This is a genomic window from Thiothrix lacustris DSM 21227, assembly GCF_000621325.1.
In the GTDB taxonomy this organism is placed as follows: domain Bacteria; phylum Pseudomonadota; class Gammaproteobacteria; order Thiotrichales; family Thiotrichaceae; genus Thiothrix; species Thiothrix lacustris.
In genome coordinates this window covers 23,494-47,817 of record NZ_JHYQ01000025.1, presented here as the reverse complement: position 1 = coordinate 47,817, position 24,324 = coordinate 23,494, and the positions used below count along the sequence as shown (strand labels likewise).

Annotated in this window: 21 protein-coding genes; 8 read left to right on the top strand and 13 right to left on the bottom strand. The window is 50.9% G+C overall.

The features are described from left to right. Window positions 1–124 precede the first annotated feature (124 nt). Entirely contained in the window at window positions 125–2,071 is a 1,947-nt protein-coding gene (gene acs / locus Q394_RS0112815; protein WP_028489625.1) for an acetate--CoA ligase, read from the top strand. A 2-nt stretch (window positions 2,072–2,073) separates the two neighbouring features. On the opposite strand, the gene Q394_RS0112810 is transcribed toward acs, so the two are convergent. After that, entirely contained in the window at window positions 2,074–2,514 is a 441-nt protein-coding gene (locus Q394_RS0112810; protein WP_028489624.1) for a hypothetical protein, read from the bottom strand. Window positions 2,515–2,609: 95 nt separating this feature from the next. Here Q394_RS0112810 and Q394_RS0112805 point away from each other — a divergent pair, with 95 nt between their 5' ends. Together Q394_RS0112805 and murU are read left to right on the top strand one after the other, a co-directional pair. Continuing rightward, a complete protein-coding gene (locus tag Q394_RS0112805) occupies window positions 2,610–3,617 on the top strand; it encodes an aminoglycoside phosphotransferase family protein (protein WP_028489623.1) in 1,008 nt (335 codons plus the stop codon). A 26-nt stretch (window positions 3,618–3,643) separates the two neighbouring features. Continuing rightward, window positions 3,644–4,315: an N-acetylmuramate alpha-1-phosphate uridylyltransferase MurU gene (murU, locus tag Q394_RS0112800; protein ID WP_028489622.1), complete on the top strand. Its 672-nt coding sequence runs from the start codon at window positions 3,644–3,646 to the stop codon at window positions 4,313–4,315. Here the strand turns inward: murU and idi are convergent. The 5 genes from idi to Q394_RS0112775 form a co-directional block, all read right to left on the bottom strand. After that, window positions 4,298–4,840, bottom strand: a complete 543-nt coding sequence (gene idi / locus Q394_RS20290; protein ID WP_051543423.1) for an isopentenyl-diphosphate Delta-isomerase — start codon at window positions 4,838–4,840, stop codon at window positions 4,298–4,300. The genes murU and idi overlap by 18 nt on opposite strands. A 9-nt stretch (window positions 4,841–4,849) precedes the next feature. After that, window positions 4,850–5,836 (bottom strand): GTP cyclohydrolase FolE2, encoded by a 987-nt coding sequence (folE2, locus tag Q394_RS0112790; protein ID WP_028489621.1) that lies wholly within the window; start codon window positions 5,834–5,836, stop codon window positions 4,850–4,852. A gap of 101 nt (window positions 5,837–5,937) precedes the next feature. Then, window positions 5,938–6,426, bottom strand: coding sequence for a rod shape-determining protein MreD (gene mreD / locus Q394_RS0112785; protein ID WP_028489620.1), 489 nt, complete (start codon window positions 6,424–6,426; stop codon window positions 5,938–5,940). Then, entirely contained in the window at window positions 6,427–7,296 is an 870-nt protein-coding gene (mreC, locus tag Q394_RS20285; RefSeq protein ID WP_281169646.1) for a rod shape-determining protein MreC, read from the bottom strand. It lies immediately after the preceding gene. A gap of 42 nt (window positions 7,297–7,338) precedes the next feature. Continuing rightward, window positions 7,339–8,385 (bottom strand): rod shape-determining protein, encoded by a 1,047-nt coding sequence (locus Q394_RS0112775; protein ID WP_028489619.1) that lies wholly within the window; start codon window positions 8,383–8,385, stop codon window positions 7,339–7,341. A 248-nt stretch (window positions 8,386–8,633) separates the two neighbouring features. Here Q394_RS0112775 and hslO point away from each other — a divergent pair, with 248 nt between their 5' ends. From hslO to Q394_RS0112760, 3 genes are read left to right on the top strand one after another with little or no spacing between them, the layout of a single operon-like run. Further along, a complete protein-coding gene (gene hslO / locus Q394_RS0112770; protein ID WP_028489618.1) occupies window positions 8,634–9,497 on the top strand; it encodes an Hsp33 family molecular chaperone HslO in 864 nt (287 codons plus the stop codon). A 30-nt stretch (window positions 9,498–9,527) separates the two neighbouring features. Then, window positions 9,528–10,112: an NAD(P)H-dependent oxidoreductase gene (locus Q394_RS0112765; protein ID WP_028489617.1), complete on the top strand. Its 585-nt coding sequence runs from the start codon at window positions 9,528–9,530 to the stop codon at window positions 10,110–10,112. Continuing rightward, on the top strand, window positions 10,106–10,876 hold the full coding sequence (locus Q394_RS0112760; RefSeq protein ID WP_028489616.1) for an alpha/beta fold hydrolase: 771 nt from the start codon (window positions 10,106–10,108) through the stop codon (window positions 10,874–10,876). Before Q394_RS0112765 ends, Q394_RS0112760 begins: the two co-directional genes overlap by 7 nt. Here the strand turns inward: Q394_RS0112760 and Q394_RS0112755 are convergent. The 6 genes from Q394_RS0112755 to Q394_RS21570 form a co-directional block, all read right to left on the bottom strand. After that, window positions 10,873–11,832: a hypothetical protein gene (locus Q394_RS0112755; RefSeq protein WP_028489615.1), complete on the bottom strand. Its 960-nt coding sequence runs from the start codon at window positions 11,830–11,832 to the stop codon at window positions 10,873–10,875. The genes Q394_RS0112760 and Q394_RS0112755 overlap by 4 nt on opposite strands. 91 nt (window positions 11,833–11,923) lie before the next feature. Continuing rightward, window positions 11,924–12,907 carry a hypothetical protein gene (locus Q394_RS0112750; RefSeq protein ID WP_028489614.1) on the bottom strand — a complete coding sequence of 328 codons (984 nt, stop codon included), beginning with the start codon at window positions 12,905–12,907 and terminating at the stop codon, window positions 11,924–11,926. 171 nt (window positions 12,908–13,078) lie between these two features. Continuing rightward, the gene (gatC, locus tag Q394_RS0112745; RefSeq protein ID WP_028489613.1) at window positions 13,079–13,366 is read right to left on the bottom strand and encodes an Asp-tRNA(Asn)/Glu-tRNA(Gln) amidotransferase subunit GatC; all 288 of its coding nucleotides are present in this window, start codon (window positions 13,364–13,366) and stop codon (window positions 13,079–13,081) included. A gap of 2 nt (window positions 13,367–13,368) precedes the next feature. After that, the gene (gene gatB, locus Q394_RS0112740) at window positions 13,369–14,799 is read right to left on the bottom strand and encodes an Asp-tRNA(Asn)/Glu-tRNA(Gln) amidotransferase subunit GatB (RefSeq protein ID WP_028489612.1); all 1,431 of its coding nucleotides are present in this window, start codon (window positions 14,797–14,799) and stop codon (window positions 13,369–13,371) included. Window positions 14,800–14,811: 12 nt separating this feature from the next. Beyond that, window positions 14,812–16,290, bottom strand: coding sequence for an Asp-tRNA(Asn)/Glu-tRNA(Gln) amidotransferase subunit GatA (gene gatA, locus Q394_RS0112735; protein ID WP_156946867.1), 1,479 nt, complete (start codon window positions 16,288–16,290; stop codon window positions 14,812–14,814). 91 nt (window positions 16,291–16,381) lie between these two features. Continuing rightward, window positions 16,382–19,591 (bottom strand): choice-of-anchor L domain-containing protein, encoded by a 3,210-nt coding sequence (locus tag Q394_RS21570; protein WP_028489610.1) that lies wholly within the window; start codon window positions 19,589–19,591, stop codon window positions 16,382–16,384. A 212-nt stretch (window positions 19,592–19,803) separates the two neighbouring features. On the opposite strand from Q394_RS21570, the gene Q394_RS0112725 reads away from it, so the two are divergent. Then, window positions 19,804–20,934 (top strand): MltA domain-containing protein, encoded by a 1,131-nt coding sequence (locus Q394_RS0112725; RefSeq protein ID WP_028489609.1) that lies wholly within the window; start codon window positions 19,804–19,806, stop codon window positions 20,932–20,934. A 283-nt stretch (window positions 20,935–21,217) separates the two neighbouring features. Further along, window positions 21,218–22,417: a coiled-coil domain-containing protein gene (locus tag Q394_RS0112720; RefSeq protein WP_028489608.1), complete on the top strand. Its 1,200-nt coding sequence runs from the start codon at window positions 21,218–21,220 to the stop codon at window positions 22,415–22,417. Between the two features lie 7 nt (window positions 22,418–22,424). Here Q394_RS0112720 and Q394_RS0112715 read toward each other — a convergent pair whose 3' ends face one another. Further along, window positions 22,425–24,206, bottom strand: a complete 1,782-nt coding sequence (locus Q394_RS0112715; protein ID WP_028489607.1) for an ABCB family ABC transporter ATP-binding protein/permease — start codon at window positions 24,204–24,206, stop codon at window positions 22,425–22,427. Window positions 24,207–24,324: the final 118 nt, after the last annotated feature.

Below are 24,324 nucleotides of genomic sequence, written 5' to 3'. Positions count from 1 at the left end.
GCGGCATCGCTGGACACTGGCAACAGATTGTATAAAGATAGAGCCTAATAACAAGGGATATAAGCCCATATTTCACCACGGAAGTTCTCACGTACCGATTAGCTAGAACGAGGAGTCAACAATAATGTCCGATGTCAAAACCTACCCTGTCCCCGCCGAGTTTGCTGCGCAAGCCAATATTAATGCCGAGCAATATGCCAGCATGTATGCGCAATCCATCAACGACCCGGATACTTTTTGGGGCGAACAGGCCGAGCAATACCTGACATGGTTCCAGAAATGGGACAAGGTACAAGACTGGAGCTTCGATCAAGATGACCTACACATCAACTGGTTTACCGGCGGCACACTGAATGTCTCCTACAACTGCCTTGACCGTCACCTTGACACCCGTGGTGATCAGGTTGCCATCATCTGGGAAGGCGACAACCCTAACGAAGACCGCAAAATTACTTACCGCGAGTTGCACGCTGAAGTCAGCAAACTCGCCAATGTGCTGAAAGCGCGTGGCGTCAAACGTGGCGACCGTGTTTCCCTGTACCTGCCGATGATCCCGGAAGCCGCCGTTGCCATGCTGGCTTGTACCCGTATCGGTGCGATCCACTCCATCGTGTTTGGTGGCTTCTCACCGGATGCCCTGCGTGACCGGATTCAAGATTCTGAATGCGGCGTGGTCATTACCTCCGACCAATCCATGCGCGGCGGCAAAAAAGTCCCCTTGAAAGGCAATGCTGACAAAGCGATGGATCAATGCCCATCCGTCCACACCTGCATCGTGGTTCAGCGTGGTGGCGATCCGGTCAAGTGGAATGATAGCCGTGACGTGTGGTATCACGAAGCCATCGCCGCAGCCGATGCTGAGTGCCCGGCGGAACCAATGGAAGCGGATGACCCACTCTTCATCCTCTACACCTCCGGCTCCACGGGCAAACCCAAAGGCGTATTGCACACCACGGGTGGCTACCTGCTGCAAGCAGCGATGACCCACAAAACCGTGTTCGACTACAAAGACGGCGAAGTCTACTGGTGTACCGCTGACGTGGGCTGGGTAACAGGCCACTCCTACATCGTTTACGGCCCACTGGCGAATGGCGCGACATCCCTGATGTTTGAAGGCATCCCGACTTACCCGGATGCAGGCCGTTTCTGGCAAGTCTGCGACAAGCACAACGTTGCTACCTTCTACACCGCCCCAACCGCTATCCGTATGTTGATGGGTGCTGGCGACCAGTTCGTCGAGAAAGCCCAACTGAGCAGCCTGCGCCTGTTGGGTTCAGTAGGCGAACCAATCAACCCAGAAGCGTGGGAATGGTATCACCGTGTTGTCGGCAAAAACCGTTGCCCAATCGTCGACACGTGGTGGCAGACTGAAACCGGCGCACACATGCTGACGCCGTTACCAGGTGCAACACCACTGAAACCGGGTTCTGCGACTCACCCATTCTTCGGCGTAGAACCTTGCTTGCTGGATGACCAAGGCAATGAAGTCGAAGGCAACCCAGCCGTAGGCAACCTTGCGATCAAGCGCCCATGGCCTTCCATGATGCGCAGCCTGTACGGCGACCATAAGCGTTTCTACGAAGCCTATTTCGCCATGTTCAAGGGTTACTACTTCACTGGCGACGGCGCACGTCGTGACGAAGACGGTTACTACTGGATCACCGGGCGCGTCGATGACGTACTCAACATCTCTGGCCACCGTTTAGGCACTGCCGAAATCGAATCCGCGCTGGTACTGCACCCGAAAGTCGCTGAAGCGGCTGTCGTTGGCTACCCGCACGAACTCACCGGCCAAGGCATTTACGCTTATGTCACCCTGATGGCAGGCGAAGAAGGCACGGACGACCTGAAAAACGAGCTGAACACGCTGGTACGTAAGGAAATCGGTCCGATTGCCAAGATCAACATTATCCAATGGTCACCTGGCCTGCCGAAAACCCGTTCTGGTAAAATCATGCGCCGTATCCTGCGTAAGATTGCCGCCAACGAAATCGACGGTCTGGGCGATACCTCTACGCTGGCTGATCCAAGCGTTGTCGACAACCTGATCGACTTCCGCGAAAACAAGTAAGGCTAGTTCTCTAGCGCTGGGGGGGAAGGACTCCTCCCCAGCATCTCGCCCAATGCCAAGCGCGTGGTGTCTGCCACCCGTTCGCGGCTAAAGCGCCGTGGCGCCAGCAAGACCTTTTCCACAAACTCCTGATTGATAAACGCAATATCTTCCTGCGCAGGTGCGTAAGCACTGCTGCGGCTGATCCGTGCTACCCGCCCCAGATTTAACCCACGCCCATCGTCCAGCACCAGCAGATGCGGGCAAAGCTGCCGATACGGGTCAGGCCGAGGGAAATCCACAATTGCCAGCAACACCAACGGCTTACCCGAAAAGTGCACACCTGCATTGATTTCGGTCGAGTTGATTTCCACCACATAAACCGGCTGCCCAATTAAGCAACGTAACTGCTCTACTTGCTGGTGATACGTAGAGGAAGGCCACAACACTTCTTCATTATTCATAAAAACTGCCGTTTTTTGTTAAATTTCCAGAAAGCCTGCCATGTTAGGATACACTCTTTAATAGCCTATTAACGAGACAGGAAAAGCCGAGGCTTATGACACAGGATACACGTCTTGAGCAATTAACCCAGTGGGTCAACAGCCTGCCAAACTGGGAATATAGCGTACTTGAACCCGCATCAGCGGATGCCAGTTTCCGGCGTTATTTCCGCGTTCGTGGCACGGAAGGTACCGCCATCTGCATGGATGCACCACCCGACAAAGAAGATATCCGCCCGTTTGTGGAAGTAACCCACCTACTGGCAGCCACCGAAGTACACGTACCAAAACTATTAGCCCAAAATCTGCTGGATGGCTTTTTGTTGCTAGAAGATCTCGGGAATACCAGCTACCTCAGCAAACTGAGCGAAGCAACCGCCAAAGACTTGTACGCCGATGCCTTACAAGCCCTGCTGCAATTGCAACAAGCGGATTGTGACAACTTACCCGCTTATAACGAAAAGACCCTGCGACGTGAAATGGAACTCATGCCTGAATGGTTTTTGAAAACCCATTTAGGGTTAAGTGATGCGGAAATCCCGTACCAACTCATCCAGCAAACCTTTGAACATTTGATTGAATCAGCCATCGGTCAACCTGTCGCCTTTGTCCACCGTGATTATCACAGCCGTAACCTGATGGTAACGACTGAAAATAACCCTGGCATTATCGACTATCAAGATGCCCTACTCGGCCCTGCCACTTACGATCTGGTTTCCCTGTTGCGTGACTGCTATATCGTATGGCCACAATCACAGGTTGAATGGTGGGTTGATTCCTACCGCAAAGAAGCCATCGCGCTGGGTATTTTACCGCCTGTTGATCAGCAAACTTACCGCCAATGGTTTGACCTGATGGGCTTACAACGCCACCTGAAGGTACTGGGCATCTTTGCCCGCCTCAACCACCGCGACGGTAAACCCGGCTATCTGGACGACCTGCCGCTGGTCTTGAGTTACGTACTGGAAATTGGTTCACGTTACCCCGAAACCAGTGAGCTGATTGAATGGATGCGTAGTGCGGGAATTCCTGAGCGCATTGGTACTGTCGACATTCCTGACTAAACGCACTATTGAGCACGACAATACCCATGAAAGCCATGATTCTTGCCGCCGGACACGGCACACGGATGCGCCCTCTGACGGATCACACCCCCAAACCACTGCTACAAGCAGGCGGTAAACCCCTGATTGTTTGGCATATTGAAAAACTGGCTCGCGCCGGATTCCGCGACATCATCATCAACCTCGCTTGGCTAGGTTGGAAAATTCCAGCAGCACTTGGCGATGGTTCACGCTGGAACGTAACCCTGCACTATTCCGACGAACAAAGGGAAGGTGCACTGGAAACCGCCGGTGGCATCCTCAAAGCACTGCCTTTATTGGGCAACGCACCGTTTTTGGTGGTCAATGGGGATGTGTGGTGTGATTACCCTTGCTTGCCTTATGCCTTGCCTGAACATGATCTCGCCCATCTGGTACTGGTTAACAACCCGGCACATAACCCACAAGGTGATTTCGCCCTGAGCAACGAGCGTGTCGCCAACGCAGGCGAACCCCGTTACACCTTCAGCGGTATTGGTTATTACCACCCGGCATTGTTTGCTGGGTTATCAGCGGGCAAGCACCCGCTCGCGCCACTGCTGCGGGCAGCGATGGACGCAGGGCAAGTCAGCGGAGAATGGTTTGCAGGTGACTGGCGCGACATCGGCACACCAGAACGGCTGGCAGAGCTGGATCGGGATTTAACCGCCAACGCGTGAGAGAAAATCAGCGACTTTTTCCTCAAGCAGCGACGTTTCCAGCTTGCACCACGGCGAGTAACGCCCAGCGGCATCAGCATCCAACACTTGTTTGAAATTTTGCCAGGGAATCCAGCGGGTAGCGGCAACTTCTAGCGGATTGGGGACGGGCTCATCCAGAGTACGCGCAAGCCACACCGGGCAGATTTCGTTTTCGACGACACCACCGTATTCGCAGCGATATTGAAAATACGGCAAAGCCTCAAACAAATCATAGACCTGCATCCCCAGCTCAGCACGGACGCGGCGCTGGATGGCCTCAGCCACCGTTTCGCCCAAGGCCGGATGCCCGCAACAAGAATTAGACCAGAACCCCGGCCATGTCACCTTGCCAAAACTGCGCTGTTGCAGCAGCAATTCACCCAACGCATTGAAAATAAAAACCGAGAAACCCCGGTGTAACGGGGTTTCTAGTGTGTGAACCTCAGCTTTAGGCAGCGTACCAAGCACTGCATTCTGCTGATCGACCAGAACAACGTGTTCCATGCAACGGTTTCAGGTCGGGTGCACGTATTCGCGGGGGTCGTCGCGGTAGCCGCCTTCCACGCCTTTCACCACCACGGATACCGCATCGTGAGCGTGCAAACTTTCCATGTGATTCACCCGCAACCAGAAGTCACGCACGGAAATATCATCATTCAAGGCAGCCTTCAAACGACGAGCGGCGTCTTCGCAGAACATCAGGTTGGCAGCGTTCAAACGCGCGAACTCCTGCTCATCTTCACGTTTGACAGTGGCTTGTACTGGCGTTTTTAGGGCATCTTCCACGCGATCGATCAGACTGGTGATCGGTAAGGTGCGAACTTTTTCTGCCAGCTTGACCCGTACCTGCGCAATGCTGCGCTGGCTGTGCGGTGTCGCGCTGATACCGTTAGCGGTTCCCAACCAGTCGTAAACGCTATTCGCATCCACCGCAGTGGTATCCTGACCAAAAGTTTCACGGAAACCTTCCTGAATCAACTGACGAGCGAGTGCAGCCGAACAAGGGCAGGTCGAGGAGTAAGGCACTTCGACGCTGACCTCGGTATCGATCTGGCCGTTGCGCAACGTCGCTGCCACTTTTACCGGGTAATTTTTCCAACCGCTGTTATCGCTCAACAGGGAATTGCGGCGCTCGAAGTAATCAAAACGGCATTCCAAATATGCAGCATCACTCAGACCAACATGTGTATCCACAAACTGGGTAATCGTTTGGCGCAAGACTTCGGGCGTCAAGTCATTCATGCCGAGAATCGTGTCCAGCGCCACGTAGAGGCGTGACATGTGGATACCCTTGCTGTTGGCGTCAGTCAGGTTAACGTAAGCTTGAACCCGCGCCAGCGTCTGTACCCGTTCCCCGTTGGGGCTGCGTAAAAATACGGGCAACTCAATCTGGCTCATTCCTACCCAGTCAAGTGTACCTTTGGCACCTGCGAGCGGTTGCTTGGCAACGTCCGGCATCACGGCACACGGCAGTTCCTGGCAGGCATTTGTAGACATCATGTGAATTCCTCTTGATCAGGGCTTGGCTTTCTGGCTACCACAGTAACAAAACGGCGGGCACTGCGATAATTTACCTAAACCAGACATTGATTAAAGCACCATTAAAGGGCTTTACGCTGCATATGAAAATACCCCAGCAGAGAGTGATACACCGGCCAAATAACAATACTGCTCAGTAAAGAGGCCCAATGCAGCAAACCAAGTGAACTACCGGTTGTTACCCGTTGCATCCACAAATTAGCTAGCATATACACCCCCAAAATCGCAAACAATAAAGCTAATTGTTGCAGGAAAGCCTCTGGCGTCATTCGTAAACTCAAGCGTACCGCTAGATAGGTTACTAGAACATAGCCAAGCGCATGCTGCCCTAATAAAGAACCGTATAAGGCATCAACCACCAAACCTAGAATGAATACCATCAAAAGGCTAATACGATCACGAATAACCAATGCCCAATGCACCAGGGTTAGAGCGATCCACTCAGGACGCCACAAGGCAATCGACTCACTCAGTGGAATAATGGACAATGCTATCGAAAATATCAGCGTCAATAGAACAGCACCGGGAAAGCGAGGATCCTTAACGGGCATTTATTTAGTCTCTTTTGGTGGTTCGCTGGGAAGCACGGTGGTAGAAGAAGCATCATCACCATCTTTTTTCCACGCGAGTAAGACTTCTCGTACTGATTCGTAGTCAACCAATGGCATTGCTAAGATAGTCATATTCCCCTGCTTAAATTCCACCTTAAATACTTTAGCAACTTCAAAACCGGCCGGAAATAAACCACCCAAACCAGAAGACACGAAAACATCGCCTTCCTTCACTGTACTCAGCGGCGCAAGGTTTTTGATTTCCATCGAAGTGCCACGCCCGTATCCATTCGCCAAGCCACGTTCGCCAGTACGCTGATTTTGAACAGGAATAGAATGATCACGGTCGATGAGCTGCATCACAGTCGAATCAAATGGCGTTACAGTCACCACTTGGCCATAGATGTTCTTACCATCCAACACGACCTGACTTTCCTTGACGCCATCACGCGAGCCTTTATTCAGCGTGACCAATCCCCTGACTGGGTCTTGGGCTACTTTAAGGATTTCCCCCATGGAGAACGTATAATCCGGGCGAGACGCAGCATTTAACATAGCACGTAAACGTTGATTCTCCGCTGTGACCACATTCATTTCTTGCTGCTGCGCTGAATACACTTGCACTTGTTGCTTGAGGGTAAGGTTTTCCTCTGACAACTGACTTTGTGCTGAAAAGAAGCCGCTAGAACGTTGATACACACGCTGAGGGAAATCAACACTGGTCAACAGTGGGTAGACCATCATCGTCGCAATCGTGCGCACAGGCGCAAGCGCTGCTGCATTGCGATTATCAATCGCCATCAGCAATAAAGCCCCTAGAACAAGCACCATAAACCGGAAGGAAAACCCCGGTGTGGCATGATAATTTATGTCGTTAATGACTGCCTCCGCTGCTGTTGTTCAGCTTTATGATCAGTCGGTAGCGAGGAAGTTGACGCCTTCTTCTTCCATGATCTCCAGAATCTTGCCGCCACCACGGGCTACACAAGTCAATGGATCATCAGCAATGACGACAGGAATACCCGTCTCTTCCATTAAGAGGCGATCAAGGTCACGCAGTAATGCACCACCACCGGTCAACACGATACCCCGGTCTGCCACGTCAGCAGCCAGTTCTGGCGGTGTTTGCTCCAGTGCAGTTTTCACAGCACTAACAATACCGAACAGCGGCTCTTGCAAGGCTTCGAGAATTTCATTACTGGTCAGGGTGAAGCTACGCGGCACGCCTTCAGAGAGATTGCGGCCTTTGACTTCAATTTCCAGCAATTCTTTGCCCGGATAAGCAGAACCGATTTCGCATTTGATGCGTTCCGCAGTCGCCTCACCGATCAACATCCCGTAGTTACGACGAACATAGCTGATGATGGCATCATCCAGACGGTCACCACCAATACGCACAGACGCAGAATAAACAATGCCGCGCAATGACATGATAGCAACTTCAGAAGTACCGCCACCGATATCCAACACCATCGAACCGATTGCTTCATCAACGGGAATGCCCGCACCAATGGCCGCTGCCATCGGCTCTTCAATCAAATACACCTTACGTGCACCTGCACCGAGAGCAGAATCTTTAATCGCACGGCGCTCAACCTGTGTAGCACCACAAGGCACACAAATGACCACACGTGGACTCGGGCGCAAGATACGGCCAGCATCGACTTTACGAATGAAATGTTGCAACATTTTTTCGGTATAAGTGAAATCGGCAATCACACCATCTTTCATTGGGCGAATTGCCGTAATATTTTCTGGGGTACGACCGAGCATTTTTTTAGCTTCAGTACCTACCGCCTCAATCGACTTAGGACCACCCGGACCACGATCTTGGCGGATAGCAACAACAGATGGCTCATCCAATACGATGCCCTTACCGCGCATATAAATCAGGGTATTGGCAGTGCCTAGGTCAATGGAAATATCGTTGGAAAACAAACCTGATAAGGCTCTGAACATAATCTAATCAATCCGACTTAAAGCTAAAAAATGGAGTATTTGAACACATCCCATGTGGCTGCCCTTTCTTTATGGACAGGCTAATTTTTCGGTAGCCCCAAAAAATAATTCGCTAAATGTAACAATCGCCACTACTTTGGGCAAGCCGCGTTGTGTGATAAGTTCACGTTCCGGCTAAAATGGGTGCTTTTTAGCAGATTAGTTCGCATTTAGAAAGCAATTATCAACCCGTAAGGTTAATGGATTATATGTCAGCAGATACATTAAGACGTTTTATGCTAGAGCAGGCACATGTGCGCGGCGAATGGTTACACTTGGATAACACTTGGCAGGAAATGCTGTCACGCGCCGACTACCCCGCCTTTGTCAAAACGATACTGGGAGAAGCCCTCACCGCAGCGGTGTTACTGGCAGCTACCATCAAGCACGATGGTGCTCTCACCTTGCAAATTCGTGGGGACGGCCCCATTCACTTACTGGTCATTCAGGCGACGGCAGAAGGTACGGTACGCGGGTTGGCGCAGTGGAGTCGCGATGCCGAAGACCTGACCTTACCCGCGCTGTTTGGTGATGCCCAACTGGCCATTACGCTGGAATCACGTAACAGCAACGAACGCTACCAGAGCCTGATTCCGTTGGAAGGTGACACCCTGAGTGCAGCACTGGAAGCCTATTTCGAGCGCTCTGAACAGTTGCCAACCCGCCTATGGCTGATGTCCGATGATACATCGGCAGCAGGCATCCTGTTGCAACGCCTGCCGCAGGAAGAAGTGAACCCGGAAGACTGGCAGCGCACCTCCGTGTTACTCGACACCCTAACTCGCGAAGAACTGGTGCATCTGGAACCGGAAGAAGTGCTTTACCGCTTGTTCCACGAAGAAGACGTGCGCCTGTTTGACGCCAAAGACATCAGCTTCCACTGTGGTTGCAGCCGGGAACGGGTCGAAACCATGCTACGCTCCCTCGGTCAGGCGGAAGCCGACACCATTCTGGAAGAACAGGGAAAAATTGAGATCATTTGTGAATTTTGCAATGCCAACTATACACTGGACGCAGTGGATACCAACTTGCTCTTCAAGCCTGCGATGCCCACAAATGACACTCTGCATTAATTCACAACTCACATTACTACTGGAAACCTCATGCGCGTTCTGATCGTTTACGCCCACCCCAACCCCAGCAGCTTCAACCATGCGATGCTGGATTATTGCCGCAAAGGCTTGCTGGAAGGCGGTCACGAAGTGCGGGTCAAAGACCTGTATGCGGAAGATTTCGACCCGGTACTGCGTGCCTCGGATTTGGCCGTGCTGCAAACCGGCACTATCCCCGACAAAATCAGCCGTGAACAGAAAGACCTGTTGTGGGCAGATGGTTTGGTATTCATTTACCCGCTGTGGTGGTTCGACCGCCCGGCCATCCTCAAAGGCTGGTTCGACCACGTGTTGACCAATGGCACCGCGTTTGAATATTCGCAGGAAGGTGTAAAAGGTTTGCTGAAACATCAGCGAGCACTGGTGCTGATTACCGCAGGCGGCACGGAAGATTATTTCCGCCAAACCGATGCAGAACACCTGATCTATCGCCCGGTCACGGATGGCACACTCGCATTCTGCGGTATCAAGGATGTACGCCATAGCATCTATTACAATGTCCCCGCCCTGAGTGCTGAAGAACGCAGCTCTATTCTGGAAGGCATTGCCACGATGGGACGACAATTCGCGTGCTGAATTACCGCTGGTTTGGTGAAAGTGACAGCGGTGTAACCCCGCTGGTAGTGCTACACGGTTTGCTGGGGTCGCTGGATAACTGGCAAACCTTTGCGCGTGGTCAAGCAGGTAAGCGCCCGGTACTGGCGCTGGATTTACGTAATCATGGCGACTCGCCACACGTCGAAGGCATGTCTTACCAGCAAATGGTTAGCGATGTACTGGCGGTACTGGATGCGCTAGGAATGCCAACCTGTGACCTGATGGGGCATTCGATGGGTGGCAAAGTCGCCATGAGTCTGGCCTTGCAACACCCCGAACGCATCCAGCGCTTACTGGTGGTGGATATTGCCCCCAAAGCCTATCCGCCCCGCCACCAAGCCTTGTTGCAGGCGATGGTATCCATGCCGTTGGCAAGTTTAAGCAGCCGCAAACAGGCGGATGAATGGCTGAGCACCACCGTCAAACACCCCTTCGAGCGTGGCTTTCTGTTGAAGAATCTGGGGCGTAAGTCCGATGGTAGCTTTTACTGGCAATGCAATCTGCCGGAAATTGCCCGACATTACCTGAAAATTTCCGGTTTCCCAGCAAATATGGCGAGCTACCCTGCCCCCTCACTCTTCATACGGGGCGGGCAATCAGATTATGTGGCAGACGAAGATTTGGCGCTGATCCGGCAAGCCTTTCCAGCAGCCGAGCTGATCAGTATCGAAGCCGCCGGGCATTTGCCACACGTGCAAACACCCGCTGAATTTACCGCATTGGTCGATGCGTTTCTGAACTAGACCAATAAGCGACGGTAAGTATTCACACGATTAGACCAACCTGCCAGCCAGCGGCTTTCACCGTTTGCAGGCGGGGAATTTCGTACCCGACGTTCCAAAACGCGCATGGCAGCATCGGCAAATGCGTGCAATGCCTGTTCGCCAGGGCGTGCCGGTTGCATTTCCTCCAATACCTGCAATAAACCCCAGTTCTGACGGTTATAACCACCACTACGGTTCAAGCCTTCGCCTTTGAAATTGGTATAATCAATCAGTGCATACCAGCCACCCTTTGTATTGGCAACAGCATTGAGATTGCTGATAACCTGTGGACGCAGGTGCTCTGGGGTATTATTCACCAATTTTGGCATGGCACGGCGGGTGCGGTCGACGATGAACTGGGTTTGCAAATCACGAGTTTGGTACAGGAAATTCTGCAATTCCCGCACCTGTCCAGTTTGTTTGGCCTGCATCAATTCCCCCTTACTGCGCCATGGTGCACCACCTGTTGCTGACAACCCTGCTGGCGGTTGCACACCCCGTTGCTGCATGTAAGCCAGTAATTCTGGGAAGGTACTACCAAAACGTTGCGTTCTACCATCGGCAGGATACCAAGTGAAATGCCCAATGCCCATTGATGCGAAATTCTCACCATCATTCCAATGCACTAAGTTATCAACATTCCCGCCACCTTCATTCTTGAAGATTTGGTCACCAATCATACGCAACTCTGTCGTTGACAGATCAGGCATACCATTACCAGCCTGACTAGGACGACTAATATTTTGTGAACCATAAGAAGAATGAACAGTGTTTTGTGCGGCTGGATTGTGTGCCCCGAAAGCCGACGAACCAGCGACACTAGCCTGTGGCATTGTGGATTTACCTGTGTCCCGTGTCATTTGAGCGCTTGGGCTACAGGCAGATAAACCAAGACTCGCAAAAGCAGCAAGCGCCACCACAGCTTTTATTTTCATGACGAATTCCCTCTTATTATTATTTTTAGGGAACTATAAGGGAAAATCGCTCGACATGGAGTATTAACCCGACGAGCGATACAAAGGACAATTACACGCCAGGGTAGCGGTAAGTATTAATCCGATTCGACCAACCAGCCAACCAGCGAGCTTCGTTCCGAGCAGGTGGTGAATTACGCACCCGACGCGCCAAGACTCGGCTAGCAGCATCTGCAAAAGAATGCAGAGCTTGCTGGCCAGATTGCCCAGTATTCATGTCCTCCAGTACTTGTAATAAACCCCAGTTTTGACCGTTATAGCCACCAGAGGTATTCAAGCCTTCACCCTTGAAATTGACGTAATCCACCAAGGCATACCACCCACCCGGCGTATTCGCAATGGCATTCAAATTTTGCGCAACCTTAGCGCGGGAATTGGCTGGGGCAGCATCAACTAGTTTCGGCATAGCACGTCGGGCACGCTCCACAATATACGCCGCTTGTAACAGGCGCGTTTGGTACAACAAGTTTTGCAATTCCTGTACCTGTCCGGTTTGCTTAGCATGCATCAACTCAGCCTTAGTTCGCCATGGCGCACCCTGATAACGCGCTTGTTGTACCCAAGCGGGTAATGCCACGCCATTAGACTGTAAATGCCCTAATAAATCTGGAAAGGTATTGCCGAAGCGAGCGGGTCTGCCTGCTGGATACCACGTGAAATGGCCTAACCCCATGGATGCGAAGTTCTCACCATCATTCCAATGCACCAATTTATCAGGGTCACTACCACTCTCATTCTTGAAAATACGGTCAGCAATCATCATGAGTTCATTACTGGACATGGTTGGCAATGCCGTACTGCCTGACGCACCACCTGCATAACTATTTGTATCGCGTCCGGCTTGATTACCCGTATATTTCGCCACTTTAGGACGTGTTTCACTTGTTTTTTTCGCAACAGAAACTTTTTTCTTCGCACCAAACAGCAATTCATCGGTTTCATCTTGTTGTGCTGAGTGGACAGTCTGTGTGCTACACCCCGATACCCCAATCGTGACAGCAATGGCAATAAGTGTTCCCCACGCCTGAATACGCATGTTGTTTTTCCCTCGTTATTATCAGCAGCTAATTTTTGAATAATTGCCGCGTATTAATAAGCCAGAACAACTTTACCCATGCTTAATTAATTTCCGCATTAAATAGAAGGCACAAAAAACCCGCAATATGCGGGTTTTTAAATGATTGTAGCCAGCAAGAATGAATAAATATTACTCAATCACTTTTGGTACCAGATACAAGCCTTTTTCCACTTCTGGCGCGACAGCCTGATACTGTGCGCGGTGATCGGTTTCCGTCACCACGTCTTCACGCAAGCGTTGCACCATATCCAGCGGATGCGCCATTGGCTCGACACCCGTGGTATCCACCGCACTCAACTGATCCACCAGATTGAGGATATTGGAAAGGCTTTGGGTATAAGCCGCCAACCGTTCCTCTGGCACGGCCAGACGCGCCAGACGGGCTACTTTTTTCACTTCATCTTCAGAAATGGCCATGCTCAGCCCTCCAGCTTTTGTTTGAGGATGTCGTTCAAGGTGTTGGGGTTAGCCTTGCCTTTGGAAGCACGCATCGCTTGTCCCACAAAGAAACCAAACAGCTTGTCTTTACCGCTGCGGTATTCCGCTACCTGCCCCGGATTTTTGGCAATGATTTCGTCAATCATCGCTTCAATCGCGCTGGTATCGGTGATTTGCTTCAAGCCTTTCTGGTCGATGACCGCATCGGCAGAACCTTCACCTTTCCACATCGCCTCGAACACTTCGCGAGCAATCTTGTTGGAAACGGTGTCGTCCTGAATGCGCTGGAGCAATTCCACCAAAGCCACACTGCTGACTGGCGCTGCGGTAATATCCAGATCGTGATCTGCCAAGGTTTTGCTGACTTCGCCATTCACCCAGTTGGCGGCGAGCTTGGCGTCACCGCACCCTTGCGCGACTGCCTCGAAATAATCCGCCACTTCACGGCTTTGCGTCAGCAGGCTGGCGTCATAGTCGGTCAGCGCGTATTCGCTCATAAAACGCTGTTTTTTGGCATCAGGCAATTCCGGCATCGTCGCCCGCACGGCTTCAATGTCTTCCGGGGTAATCACCACCGGCAGCAAATCAGGGTCGGGGAAGTAACGGTAGTCGTTGGCATCTTCCTTACTGCGCATCGAACGGGTTTCGTCGCGATCCGGGTCGAACAAACGGGTTTCCTGCACCACCGTGCCGCCGGACTCGATAATGTCGATCTGGCGTTCTACTTCGTGGTTGATGGCGCGTTCAATGAACTTGAACGAGTTCAGGTTCTTGATTTCAGCGCGTGTACCAAACGGCTGACCGGGGCGGCGCACTGAGACGTTGGCATCGCAACGGAACGAACCTTCCTGCATATTGCCATCGCCGACACCGAGGTAACGCACCAGCGCGTGCAGCTTTTTCATGTAAGCCACGGCTTCTTTGGCATTGCGCATATCAGGTTCAGAAACGATTTCCAGCAATGGCGTGCCTGCCCGGTTCAAGTCGATCCCGGTTTGCCCTTGGAAATCTTCGTGCAGCGATTTGCCCGCATCTTCTTCCAGATGGGCGCGGGTAATGCCGATGCGCTTGGTTTCGCCATTTTCCAGTTGGATGTCCATGTGGCCTAAGCCAACGATGGGCAGCTCATACTGGCTGATTTGGTAGCCTTTGGGTGAATCCGGGTAAAAGTAGTTTTTACGCGCGAAAATCGAACGTTGGGTAATTTCAGCATCAATGGCCAAACCCAAACGAATCGCCAGTTCCACCGCCTTTTTGTTCAAGACCGGCAAAACACCCGGCATCCCCAAATCGACCAGATTGGCCTGTGTATTGGCTTCTGCCCCGTAAGCCGTGGATGAACCCGAAAAAATCTTTGAATTGGTGGAAAGCTGGGCGTGAATTTCCAGACCAATAACGGTTTCCCATTCCATGAGCTTGCCTCCTTAGGCGAAACGGGCTGGCACTTGCGTATGCCAGTCTGTCCATTGTTGGTACTGATGCGCAATGTTCAACATCCGCGCTTCCTCGAAGTAGTTACCGACCAATTGCATCCCGACCGGCAAACCGTCAGCCGCAAAGCCAATCGGAAAGGTCATCCCCGGCAAACCTGCCAAACTGACCGGGATGGTGTACAAGTCTTCAAGGTACATCGAAATCGGGTCATCTTTTTTCTCACCGATACCGAAAGCGGTTGTCGGGCAAGAGGGTCCCATGATCACATCCACGTCTTTGAAGGCTGCTTCAAAGTCCTGTTTGATCAAGCGGCGTACTTGCTGGGCTTTCAGGTAATAAGCGTCGTAATAGCCTGCTGACAGCGCGTAAGTACCGATCATGATGCGGCGTTTCACCTCATCACCGAAACCTTCCCAACGGCTGCGCTCGTACAAATCCATCAAATCCTTGGGATTCTCGCAACGATGCCCGAAACGCACCCCGTCAAAACGCGACAGGTTGGAGGAACATTCCGCCGGAGCCACCACGTAATACACCGGAACCGCCAGATGGCTATTCGGCAAGGTCACTTCCTTGATGATCGCGCCCTTGGCTTGAAACTGCTTGATCGCACGGTCAATCACATCAGCCACCTGCGCATCCAAGCCTTCTGCGAAGAACTCTTTCGGCAAACCAATGCGCAAGCCTTCGAGAGAGCCGTTGAGGGTGGCGGTGTAATCCGGCACGGGTAAATCCATGCAGGTGGAATCGCGCCCATCCAACCCGGCAATGATATTCAGGGTCAGCGCACAATCTTCCGCCGACGCAGCCATTGGCCCACACTGGTCAAGACTGGAAGCAAACGCAATCATGCCGTAACGCGAAATGCGCCCGTAAGTCGGTTTAATCCCAGTGATATTACAGAACGAAGCAGGTTGGCGGATCGAGCCGCCGGTATCCGTGCCCAACGTCATCGGCGCAAGCCGTGCCGCAATCGTTGCCGCACCACCGCCGGAACTGCCGCCCGGTACTTTGCTCACATCCCACGGGTTACACACACTGCCGAAGGCCGAGGTTTCATTGGAAGACCCCATCGCAAACTCATCCATATTGTTCTTGCCCAGCAAGACACCGCCCGCCGCTTTGAGCTTTTCAGCCACATGCGCATCGTAAGGCGAAATGAAGTTAGCGAGCATGTTGGAAGCACAGGTGGTCAACACCCCTTCCGAACAGAACAAATCTTTGAGCGCATACGGCACGCCCGCCATCGCCCCAGTGAGTTCACCTTTGCGGATGCGGTTGTCAATGTCCACGGCTTGCGTTTTGGCAGTGTCGCGGGTCACGGTAATGTAGGCGTTCAATTCAGGATTGAAGCGTTCGATACGATCAAGGTAGGCATCCGTGGCTTCCATGACAGAAAATTTGCCCGTATGCACCCCGTCGTGAATGCCCTTCAAAGATAGGGTATGGATGGAATCAGCCTGCGACATGGTTTCTCCGTTCTTGCGGCTTATAGTCTTGCGATAAGCGGCTTACTATAGTGTAAGCCGCTTGCTGCTGGCAACCTGCGACACCGACCAACTAACGTGGCACACTGCCCTTAATGATAAAATTATTACTGAAGGTCAGATTATCTGGATGCACTAACACATTGCCTAATAATATATTGATGTCATTGTTAGGCCCGCTGTACAACGCGACACCATCCATATTAAGGTCAGTGGCGTAATACCCGACTAAACGGAACGATGCATTCACCAACTTATTATCAGCCGAAACCAAAATCGTCCCCAAAATAACATTACTATCACTGCCAGGCCCACTAACAATAATGCTATTGCTGTTATTCACATCCCCCGACCATAACAACGCCACTGTTTTACTTTGCAAACGTGCCGTCTCGCCGCCATAAACCTTGGTTTCAGGCTGGCTAAAATCAATCATCTTAGGAGGCGTTGTTAAATAAACAGGTGCTTCCGTCATCACGCCCAAATGATTACGGTGACGCACCACCACATAATAATCACCATCCAGCACATCAAATAGCTTTAGCGTTTTTGAACCTGTCGCAGCATCCACCACATTACCATCACGTTGTAATACAGCAGCAATGGCAGCCACTCGCGTCGCCGGGGCAGCTTTATCACGCAACTCAATCAATAGCCAATCAACGGGTGCTGCATTACCACTCGCACCCCATACGGCAGCACCAATGGTTTCCTTTCCATAGTACTTGAACGGTGACACCGTTCCGCCTGAATCTACATACCCAAATGCACTTTTCAGCTCACCATACGGCTGTAAAGTGGGCAAAATGCTCTGTTGGTGCAAAGCGCTACTCATTAGGCCCGTGCTACTGCTATAAGCACCTTGCAAGATAACGCGCAGCTGCACAGTCACCAAAAAGTCTTCGTCAGCATCAAGATAAGCAGCAATATTATTACCATTATTATCAATCGCATCGCTAGGATTACCATCACCATTGGGATCAGACTTTTCGGTTGATGTTGGTGAACCATCATTGTCATCATCCGTATCCAGATAATCTGGGATGCCATCCTTATCCGTATCACGCGCATCGCCCAGGTTACCGTCACCGTTCTGATCAGGTATCTCATAACGTGTCAGTACCGTATCACCATCATCATCCGTATCCAGATAATCTGGCTTACCGTCTGCATCTGAATCACGGGCATCTGCCGCATTGCCATCACCATTAGGATCTGGTATTTCATAGCGTGTGAGGATGCCATCATTATCATCATCATCATCTAACGCATCAATCAAGCCATCTTTATCGTGATCCAAAGGAGCAGTTAGATCACCACCCAGCTCATTCTTATCACTAATACCATCACCATCGGTATCAGCTTTCTTCGGATCAGTTCCAAGCACTTTTTCGACAGAATCCAGTAAACCATCCTTATCTGTATCTTCATCGACATCCTGCACGCTCACAATCACCACGCGATCATCACATGTTGCGTGCGAATCACAGACACGGATACCAACAATGTAGGCATTATCCGCATTAGCATCCAATGGCTGTTCATAATCCGGGGGTTGCTTAAACGATACCACGCCATTCACGGGATTTATCTCAAACAATGCATCATCTACCTGCCCAGAAAAGCTAAACACCAAACCCTTGCCCTCTGTTTCGGTTTTATGGGTGGCATTAATATCCATCACGAGAGTTGTCGCATTTTCAGAATAGCCAATCGCACTAGCGTTACTAATCACGGGCGGCTCTATTTCAACAACATCCGTCACAGAAACGTGTAAGGTCTGAGTCGTACTCAAGCTGCCATCACTCGCGGTTACTTGCACCTCGTATACATTATTTTTGTCGCTATCCGTTGGAGACTCATAATCCGGTGCTGACATAAACGTTAGAACACCACTGCTTGCATTGAGCGTAAATTTGGCGGCATCTGCACCACCACTGATAGTGTAAGTAACAGCACTGGTGTCAGTAGCACTGATAACCGTCACCACTGTCTGCCCTTCTGGAACCAATACCGTGGCGGTGGCTTTACCAGCGTTACTGGTCAGAACCGGTGGCAAGTTGATTGGCTTTTCCACGGGAAAAAGCGTCAGTACAGCAGTGTCATCTTCATTCGGGTAAATACGACGATTAAACGGCGTAGAATCAGAGTCCACATTGAAAGCAAACGTAATTTCACCATCAATGCGATAGCTGGCAGCTGTCCCCACTCGCGCCCGAACCTTGAGTGTTTTAGAACCATTCGCGGGAATCACATTCGCATTCCACTCCCCAGTCGTCGCATTGTAACTGCCCGCCGAATCATCACCCACCCAAACCAACCCGGCTGGCCATTCCAGATCTACTTGAACCAAGCTAGTCGGAATGGATGATGCATTTTTGACGGTATAGCTAATCTCCACCTCATTATTCCAAACCGGGGAAAGGCTACTCGTTGCGACGTGCAAGGACAAATCCACGGGGGTTGAATTAGTACTGGTTAACCATTTAAAAAAGGCACCAGAATCGTAGGCAGGGTCACCCGCATCCGCAATCGCCAGTTTGATATGATACGTCTGCCCCGCTATCAAACCGGGCAATGAAGCTGTCATCGCACGCGTGTAGCCATCCAATTGGCTCAAACTACTCCCACTGCCATTGCCGTTATCCACAAAGTAAGCGGCGTTACCCAACTGACAAGCAGAACCATCCGTGTTAGAACCTCTAACCCCTGCATTCACGTTATTGACGGCTATTGCCTCACCAGTATCCGGCATAAAGGCTGCGTTTCTCACACCATCCAACCCTGGCCCAGAAACAAACAAACCAAATACATCATTAAATCGGCTACACACATACTCGGGGTACTCTTCCGAACCGAATGCAAACACAAAATTCACTCGGTCACCAGCAGGTGTAATATCGAATTCAAGAATGGCGGGGTCATATTTAGCAGTGGTATTGATCTTGCCCAAATCAGCATCCAAATATTGTACTTTGGTATTGCTTGAATAATCGGCACTAGTGTTTGGCCCCTGAATACTTCCCAAATTTCCAGTATTCAAAAAAACGCCGGTATTGACCCCAAAGGCATCCCCACCCCCATTAAAAATACCATACTGTTGCGCCACACCCCGTGTGACGGACAAATTCCCCACAGACAGGCCTGGTCCATCCAGAATAGCCGTCATTTGCGTAATATTAGCACTAGAATTGTAAGCAGGAGCGGCGTGTACAGCAGTTACCCATAGCAACATAAACGCCATGCCGAATGGCACAAAAAAAGCGTAAATTTTTATTTTCATTATCAAAAAACTCCTAAAATCTTATCATTATTTTATGATGAATCGTTGTTTACAATTCTATCAATACGAAATACGACGAATAATATTTTTTATTAATGCCATAGCCCATTTATCCGAATATACCGTTTATGGCTTTCCGCCCCCACACACTAACCCCATAATACTAACAACCACACATACCCATCACATAACAACAATTTAAGGGTGTCAACATGTTTCAACGTCATATGGCGACCACATTACTGACTGTCGTAATCAGCAGCGTTACGACACCGTCCTTTGCAGAGGCTCCGCTATGGGAATCATGGGCGCAACCTTACCCACAACGCGGAGAATTTGCACCCAGTCGCCAAGGTTCATTACAACCACGCCTACAGTTAGCCGCTTATTCAACACCAGCTCCGCTGAGTAACCCAATCAAACAAGGCTTGCTTGATCAAGCCCGCTCACTAGAAAATAAGCCACAATGGCAACGCGCAGCCCCGCTCGGCAGAACCCTTGTTAATAAAACCTTGATGGAAACAGTACAACGGCTACTGAATTGGCAAGGTGCGTTATTACCCGACGCACTGGCACAGCAATTTGACCTCATTCCCATCTCATCCAGTAACGGCAAAGGGCATTTCACAGGGTATTACACCCCACTTCTAGAGGGCAGCCGAATACGTACTGCACGTTTTAATGTGCCTGTTTACAGTAAACCCCCTAACAATCTAAAAAATCTGTCTCATGCCGATATTGCCCGTGGTGCTTTGGCAAATAAAGGACTAGAGGTGGCATGGGTCGACAATGCCTATTTGCTTTATACAGCACAACTTCAAGGTTCTGCCCGCATCCACTATACAGATAACACCACGGCTACCCTCGATTATGCCGGTGACAATGGACGTAGCTTCAAATCGGTCGCCTCTTATTTAGTGAGTAAAGGTTACAAGATTGGTGCGATGAACCACCACAACATTAATCAATGGTTACAGAATCATCCAAGCGTTCTGTTCGAAGCACTGACTAGCAATCCACGCTACATCTTTTTCCATGAAACCCAAAACAGCCCTAGAACCGCCTCTGGTAGCTTAGTGATCCCCGGCCACACGATTGCGGTAGATAGTCGTTATATCCCTCATGGTTCTGTATTGTTGGCCGAATTACCTCGACTTGATGCGGCTGGAAAAAACCCAAATGGCACGGAGTGGCGTATCTTATTCGCCCAAGACAATGGTCCAGCCATCAAAGGAGACGGGCGTTTCGATTTGTACACGGGAGTAGGCGAGAGTGCCTCTTCAGCCACCTATTCGATCTCAGGCCTACACCGTGTTTTCATGCTCGTCAGAAAACCAACTTAAATGCTAAACAATCTCATCCGGCAATACCAGCATTGCCGGACAGACTGCACCCATCAATACCTACTACTCGTTGATCTGGCTTTACGTGACAACAAGAGAAAAATCGTGCACCATGAGTAGCGCTTATTATTAGCGATAGATTGGATGACAGGGGCGTCACCACAATATTATTAAAACAATGGCTCACAATATCTGCCATAGAATTGAACTGAACGAGCAATTCTGTTATCCAACGCTATACTAGATAGAATAAATTATTGGTTTAGATACAGGGTTTTTACTTATGCTGGGTTATATTGACTGGATCATCATCCTAGTTGCACTAATGGCTGCGATAGGAGCCGTTTTGCTTCTATTACCGCAAACGAATAGTAAGGAAACCCAAGAGTTAAGGGTCGTTCGCTTGCAAGCGGAAGCTGACCGCAAACGGGTAGCCGACGTGTTAGAAGTGACCCAGCATGGCGCTCAAGACGCAGAAGAGTTATTTAACAAACTCAAATCTCAAGTTGAATACGCAACCCGTAGCTATGAAGCCAGTCAGGCACGCGCGGAACAAGCCGAACGTATTATTGAACGTGTCACCAGTGCCGAACAAGAAATACGGGATATATCCAGTCAACTCGGCGACCGCTTGCAACACCTGCAAGGCTATTGGGATGAACAGCTCGGCGATTCAGTGGAAAGTGTCAAACGCATCCGCAGCAAATTACACGAAGGCTTAACACAAGTTGACGATAGCTTAGTTCGCTTACGTGAACAGGAAAAAATGGCGCAAGGCTTCACCCGTCGCCTGCTTGAACATCATCAGGAACAAGCACACAACCAGCAAGAAAATGCCCGCTTATCTGCTGAAGTTCATAACCGCTTAGAATCGATGCTCAAAGAATCCAGCCATTTACTGGAACAAATGCAGCACTACCAACAAGATGCCGATACTGTTTTTCTAAAATTCAACACCGAAATGGAAGGTTTAGAATTACAAGCCAACGAACACTTCAGCACCCTATTGCAAAGTACGGATCTTGCTCGCCACGAACTAACCTCCGGTTTAGAAGAAAGCCGTCAACATGTTGAAACCATGCGCCGTCGCGAAGAACAAAGTAATGACTTAAGCCGTCGCATCCAACAGCAATTCGAGCATATTGACCACATTCGTGTCGAACGTATTGCCAAGACATTGGACTTAACCGAACAAATGTCCAGCGATCTACATCAAGGCATGGAGAATGCACGTGATTTGCTATTCTCACTGGAAGTAGCCGTACAAAACGTCACATCCAGCTTAGAAGCAAAGCAACCTGCTGTTGCACTTGAGCATCACACTCCCGCCGAGCAGCCGAGCTTAAATCAGGAGCCGGAAGCATCCAATACCGATGATGGCCTAGAAACCACCAAATTGGCTGACATTGCCAGCATCAAGCCCATTAAGTCAGAAGAAGAGCCGACGCCGCATAACATAATGGCACTACGGGCTTACCGCTAAACCAAAACTAGCCCTCTTCCCTCGCTTGTAGCTCCCACATCCGCTGGTACTGCCCACGCAGTGCCAGCAATTCCGCATGAGTCCCCTGCTCCACCACCTTACCGGCATCCATCACCAGAATCCGGTCGGCATCGACAATCGTCGACAGCCTATGTGCAATCATCAGCGTGGTGTAACGCCCGGCGACTTCGTGCAAGGTCTGCTGGATCGCCTGTTCGGTCGCGCTATCCAGTGACGAGGTAGCTTCATCGAAAATCAGGATCGGGGGTTTCTTCAAAATAGCACGGGCAATCGCCACCCGCTGTTTTTCGCCGCCAGACAGTTTCAAACCACGTTCACCCACCATCGTATCCCACCCGTCTGGCAGGCTGTCGATGAAACGGCGGATGTGTGCCATATCGGCGGCTTTTTCCAACTCAGCCTGCGTCGCTTGCGGATTGCCGTATTGCAGGTTGTAGCGAATGCTGTCGTTGAACAGCACCGTATCCTGCGGCACGATACCAATCGCTTTGCGCAAACTGGCCTGACTCACCCCCGCAATATCTTGCCCATCAATCAGGATGCGCCCGCTCGTCACATCATAAAAACGGTACAGTAAGCGTGAAAGCGTCGATTTCCCCGCCCCACTATGCCCGACCACGGCGAGCTTCGCCCCGGCCGGTACGCTAAACGACACACCCTGCAAAATCGGGCGTTCCGGCTGATAAGCAAAATTCACGTCCTCAAAACGGATTTCACCCTGTGTCACCTGCAATTCGCCCACACCCGGCCTGTCTTGCACTTCCTGCGGGGTTTCGAGCAAGCGGAATACCATGTCCATATCTGCCAGCGTGTATTTTACTTGCCGATACACAATACCCAGCGCCCCCAGCGGCAAAAACAATTGCAGCATAAAGGCATTCACCATCACCAGATCGCCGATGCTCATGCTGCCCGTCGCCACGCCATTCGCGGCAAAAAACATAATGATCGTGACACCGATGCCGATGATCGACGACTGCCCAAAATTCAGCAAGGACATCGAAGTCTGGCTCTTGACCGCCGATTCTTCCCACTGCCCCAGCGTGCTGTCGTAACGCCCCAACTCCAGCTTTTCATTATTGAAGTATTTGACCGTCTCGTAATTGATCAGACTATCAATCGCCTGATTGCTGGATTGCGAATCCAGCCGATTCATTTCATGGCGATGATCCATGCGCCACTCGGTAATTTTGACGGTGAAAAACACGTAAACCGCCACCGTCGCGAACGTCACCAGCGCAAACACGGGCGCGTAGTTCTTCAACATGATCACCGCCACCAAGGTGAATTCCACCGCAATCGGGATAATGCTGAACACCATGAAATTCATCAGGGTGCTAACCGAGCTAGTGCCACGCTCAAGGTCGCGGCTAATCGCGCCGGTCTTGCGTTCCAAATGGAAGCGTAACGACAAGTTGTGCAAATGTTCCAGCACCCGCACCGACAGCTTGCGCATTGCGTGGTAGCGTACCCGCGCAAACACCGTGTCACGTAACTCATTGAACAAGGCACTCGCCAACCGCAATGCGCCGTAACCCAGCAGCAAAATGACAGGCAACACCAGCACCTGTTCAGGCTTGCCTTGCAACGCATCCACGATGTCCTTGAGAATGACCGGCACACCCACGTTCGCCACTTTGGAAAGGATTAGGCAAACCAGCGCAAACAGCGCCCGCCCCCGGTATTCCCACAAAAAGGGCAGCATGGATTGCAGATTATGCCAGTCACGGCGGCTGCCCACAGGGCGTTCAGTACGGTTAGGAACCATGGCGTTGCTGTATCCGGTTACAAGATGGCGAGGATAATAGCGTGAAATCACACAGCAATCGCGTTATTTCACACGTTTGCATTAGCAAATTAGCAATTAATAAACTTTTAAATCAATA

Coding starts and splice junctions, on each gene's coding strand:
- acs (WP_028489625.1), top strand. CDS start 125: ATGTCCGATGTCAAAACCTACCCTGTCCCCGCCGAGTTTGCTGCGCAA.
- Q394_RS0112810 (WP_028489624.1), bottom strand. CDS start 2,514: ATGAATAATGAAGAAGTGTTGTGGCCTTCCTCTACGTATCACCAGCAA.
- Q394_RS0112805 (WP_028489623.1), top strand. CDS start 2,610: ATGACACAGGATACACGTCTTGAGCAATTAACCCAGTGGGTCAACAGC.
- murU (WP_028489622.1), top strand. CDS start 3,644: ATGAAAGCCATGATTCTTGCCGCCGGACACGGCACACGGATGCGCCCT.
- idi (WP_051543423.1), bottom strand. CDS start 4,840: ATGGAACACGTTGTTCTGGTCGATCAGCAGAATGCAGTGCTTGGTACG.
- folE2 (WP_028489621.1), bottom strand. CDS start 5,836: ATGATGTCTACAAATGCCTGCCAGGAACTGCCGTGTGCCGTGATGCCG.
- mreD (WP_028489620.1), bottom strand. CDS start 6,426: ATGCCCGTTAAGGATCCTCGCTTTCCCGGTGCTGTTCTATTGACGCTG.
- Q394_RS0112775 (WP_028489619.1), bottom strand. CDS start 8,385: ATGTTCAGAGCCTTATCAGGTTTGTTTTCCAACGATATTTCCATTGAC.
- hslO (WP_028489618.1), top strand. CDS start 8,634: ATGTCAGCAGATACATTAAGACGTTTTATGCTAGAGCAGGCACATGTG.
- Q394_RS0112765 (WP_028489617.1), top strand. CDS start 9,528: ATGCGCGTTCTGATCGTTTACGCCCACCCCAACCCCAGCAGCTTCAAC.
- Q394_RS0112755 (WP_028489615.1), bottom strand. CDS start 11,832: ATGAAAATAAAAGCTGTGGTGGCGCTTGCTGCTTTTGCGAGTCTTGGT.
- Q394_RS0112750 (WP_028489614.1), bottom strand. CDS start 12,907: ATGCGTATTCAGGCGTGGGGAACACTTATTGCCATTGCTGTCACGATT.
- gatC (WP_028489613.1), bottom strand. CDS start 13,366: ATGGCCATTTCTGAAGATGAAGTGAAAAAAGTAGCCCGTCTGGCGCGT.
- gatB (WP_028489612.1), bottom strand. CDS start 14,799: ATGGAATGGGAAACCGTTATTGGTCTGGAAATTCACGCCCAGCTTTCC.
- gatA (WP_156946867.1), bottom strand. CDS start 16,290: ATGTCGCAGGCTGATTCCATCCATACCCTATCTTTGAAGGGCATTCAC.
- Q394_RS21570 (WP_028489610.1), bottom strand. CDS start 19,591: ATGAAAATAAAAATTTACGCTTTTTTTGTGCCATTCGGCATGGCGTTT.
- Q394_RS0112725 (WP_028489609.1), top strand. CDS start 19,804: ATGTTTCAACGTCATATGGCGACCACATTACTGACTGTCGTAATCAGC.
- Q394_RS0112720 (WP_028489608.1), top strand. CDS start 21,218: ATGCTGGGTTATATTGACTGGATCATCATCCTAGTTGCACTAATGGCT.
- Q394_RS0112715 (WP_028489607.1), bottom strand. CDS start 24,206: ATGGTTCCTAACCGTACTGAACGCCCTGTGGGCAGCCGCCGTGACTGG.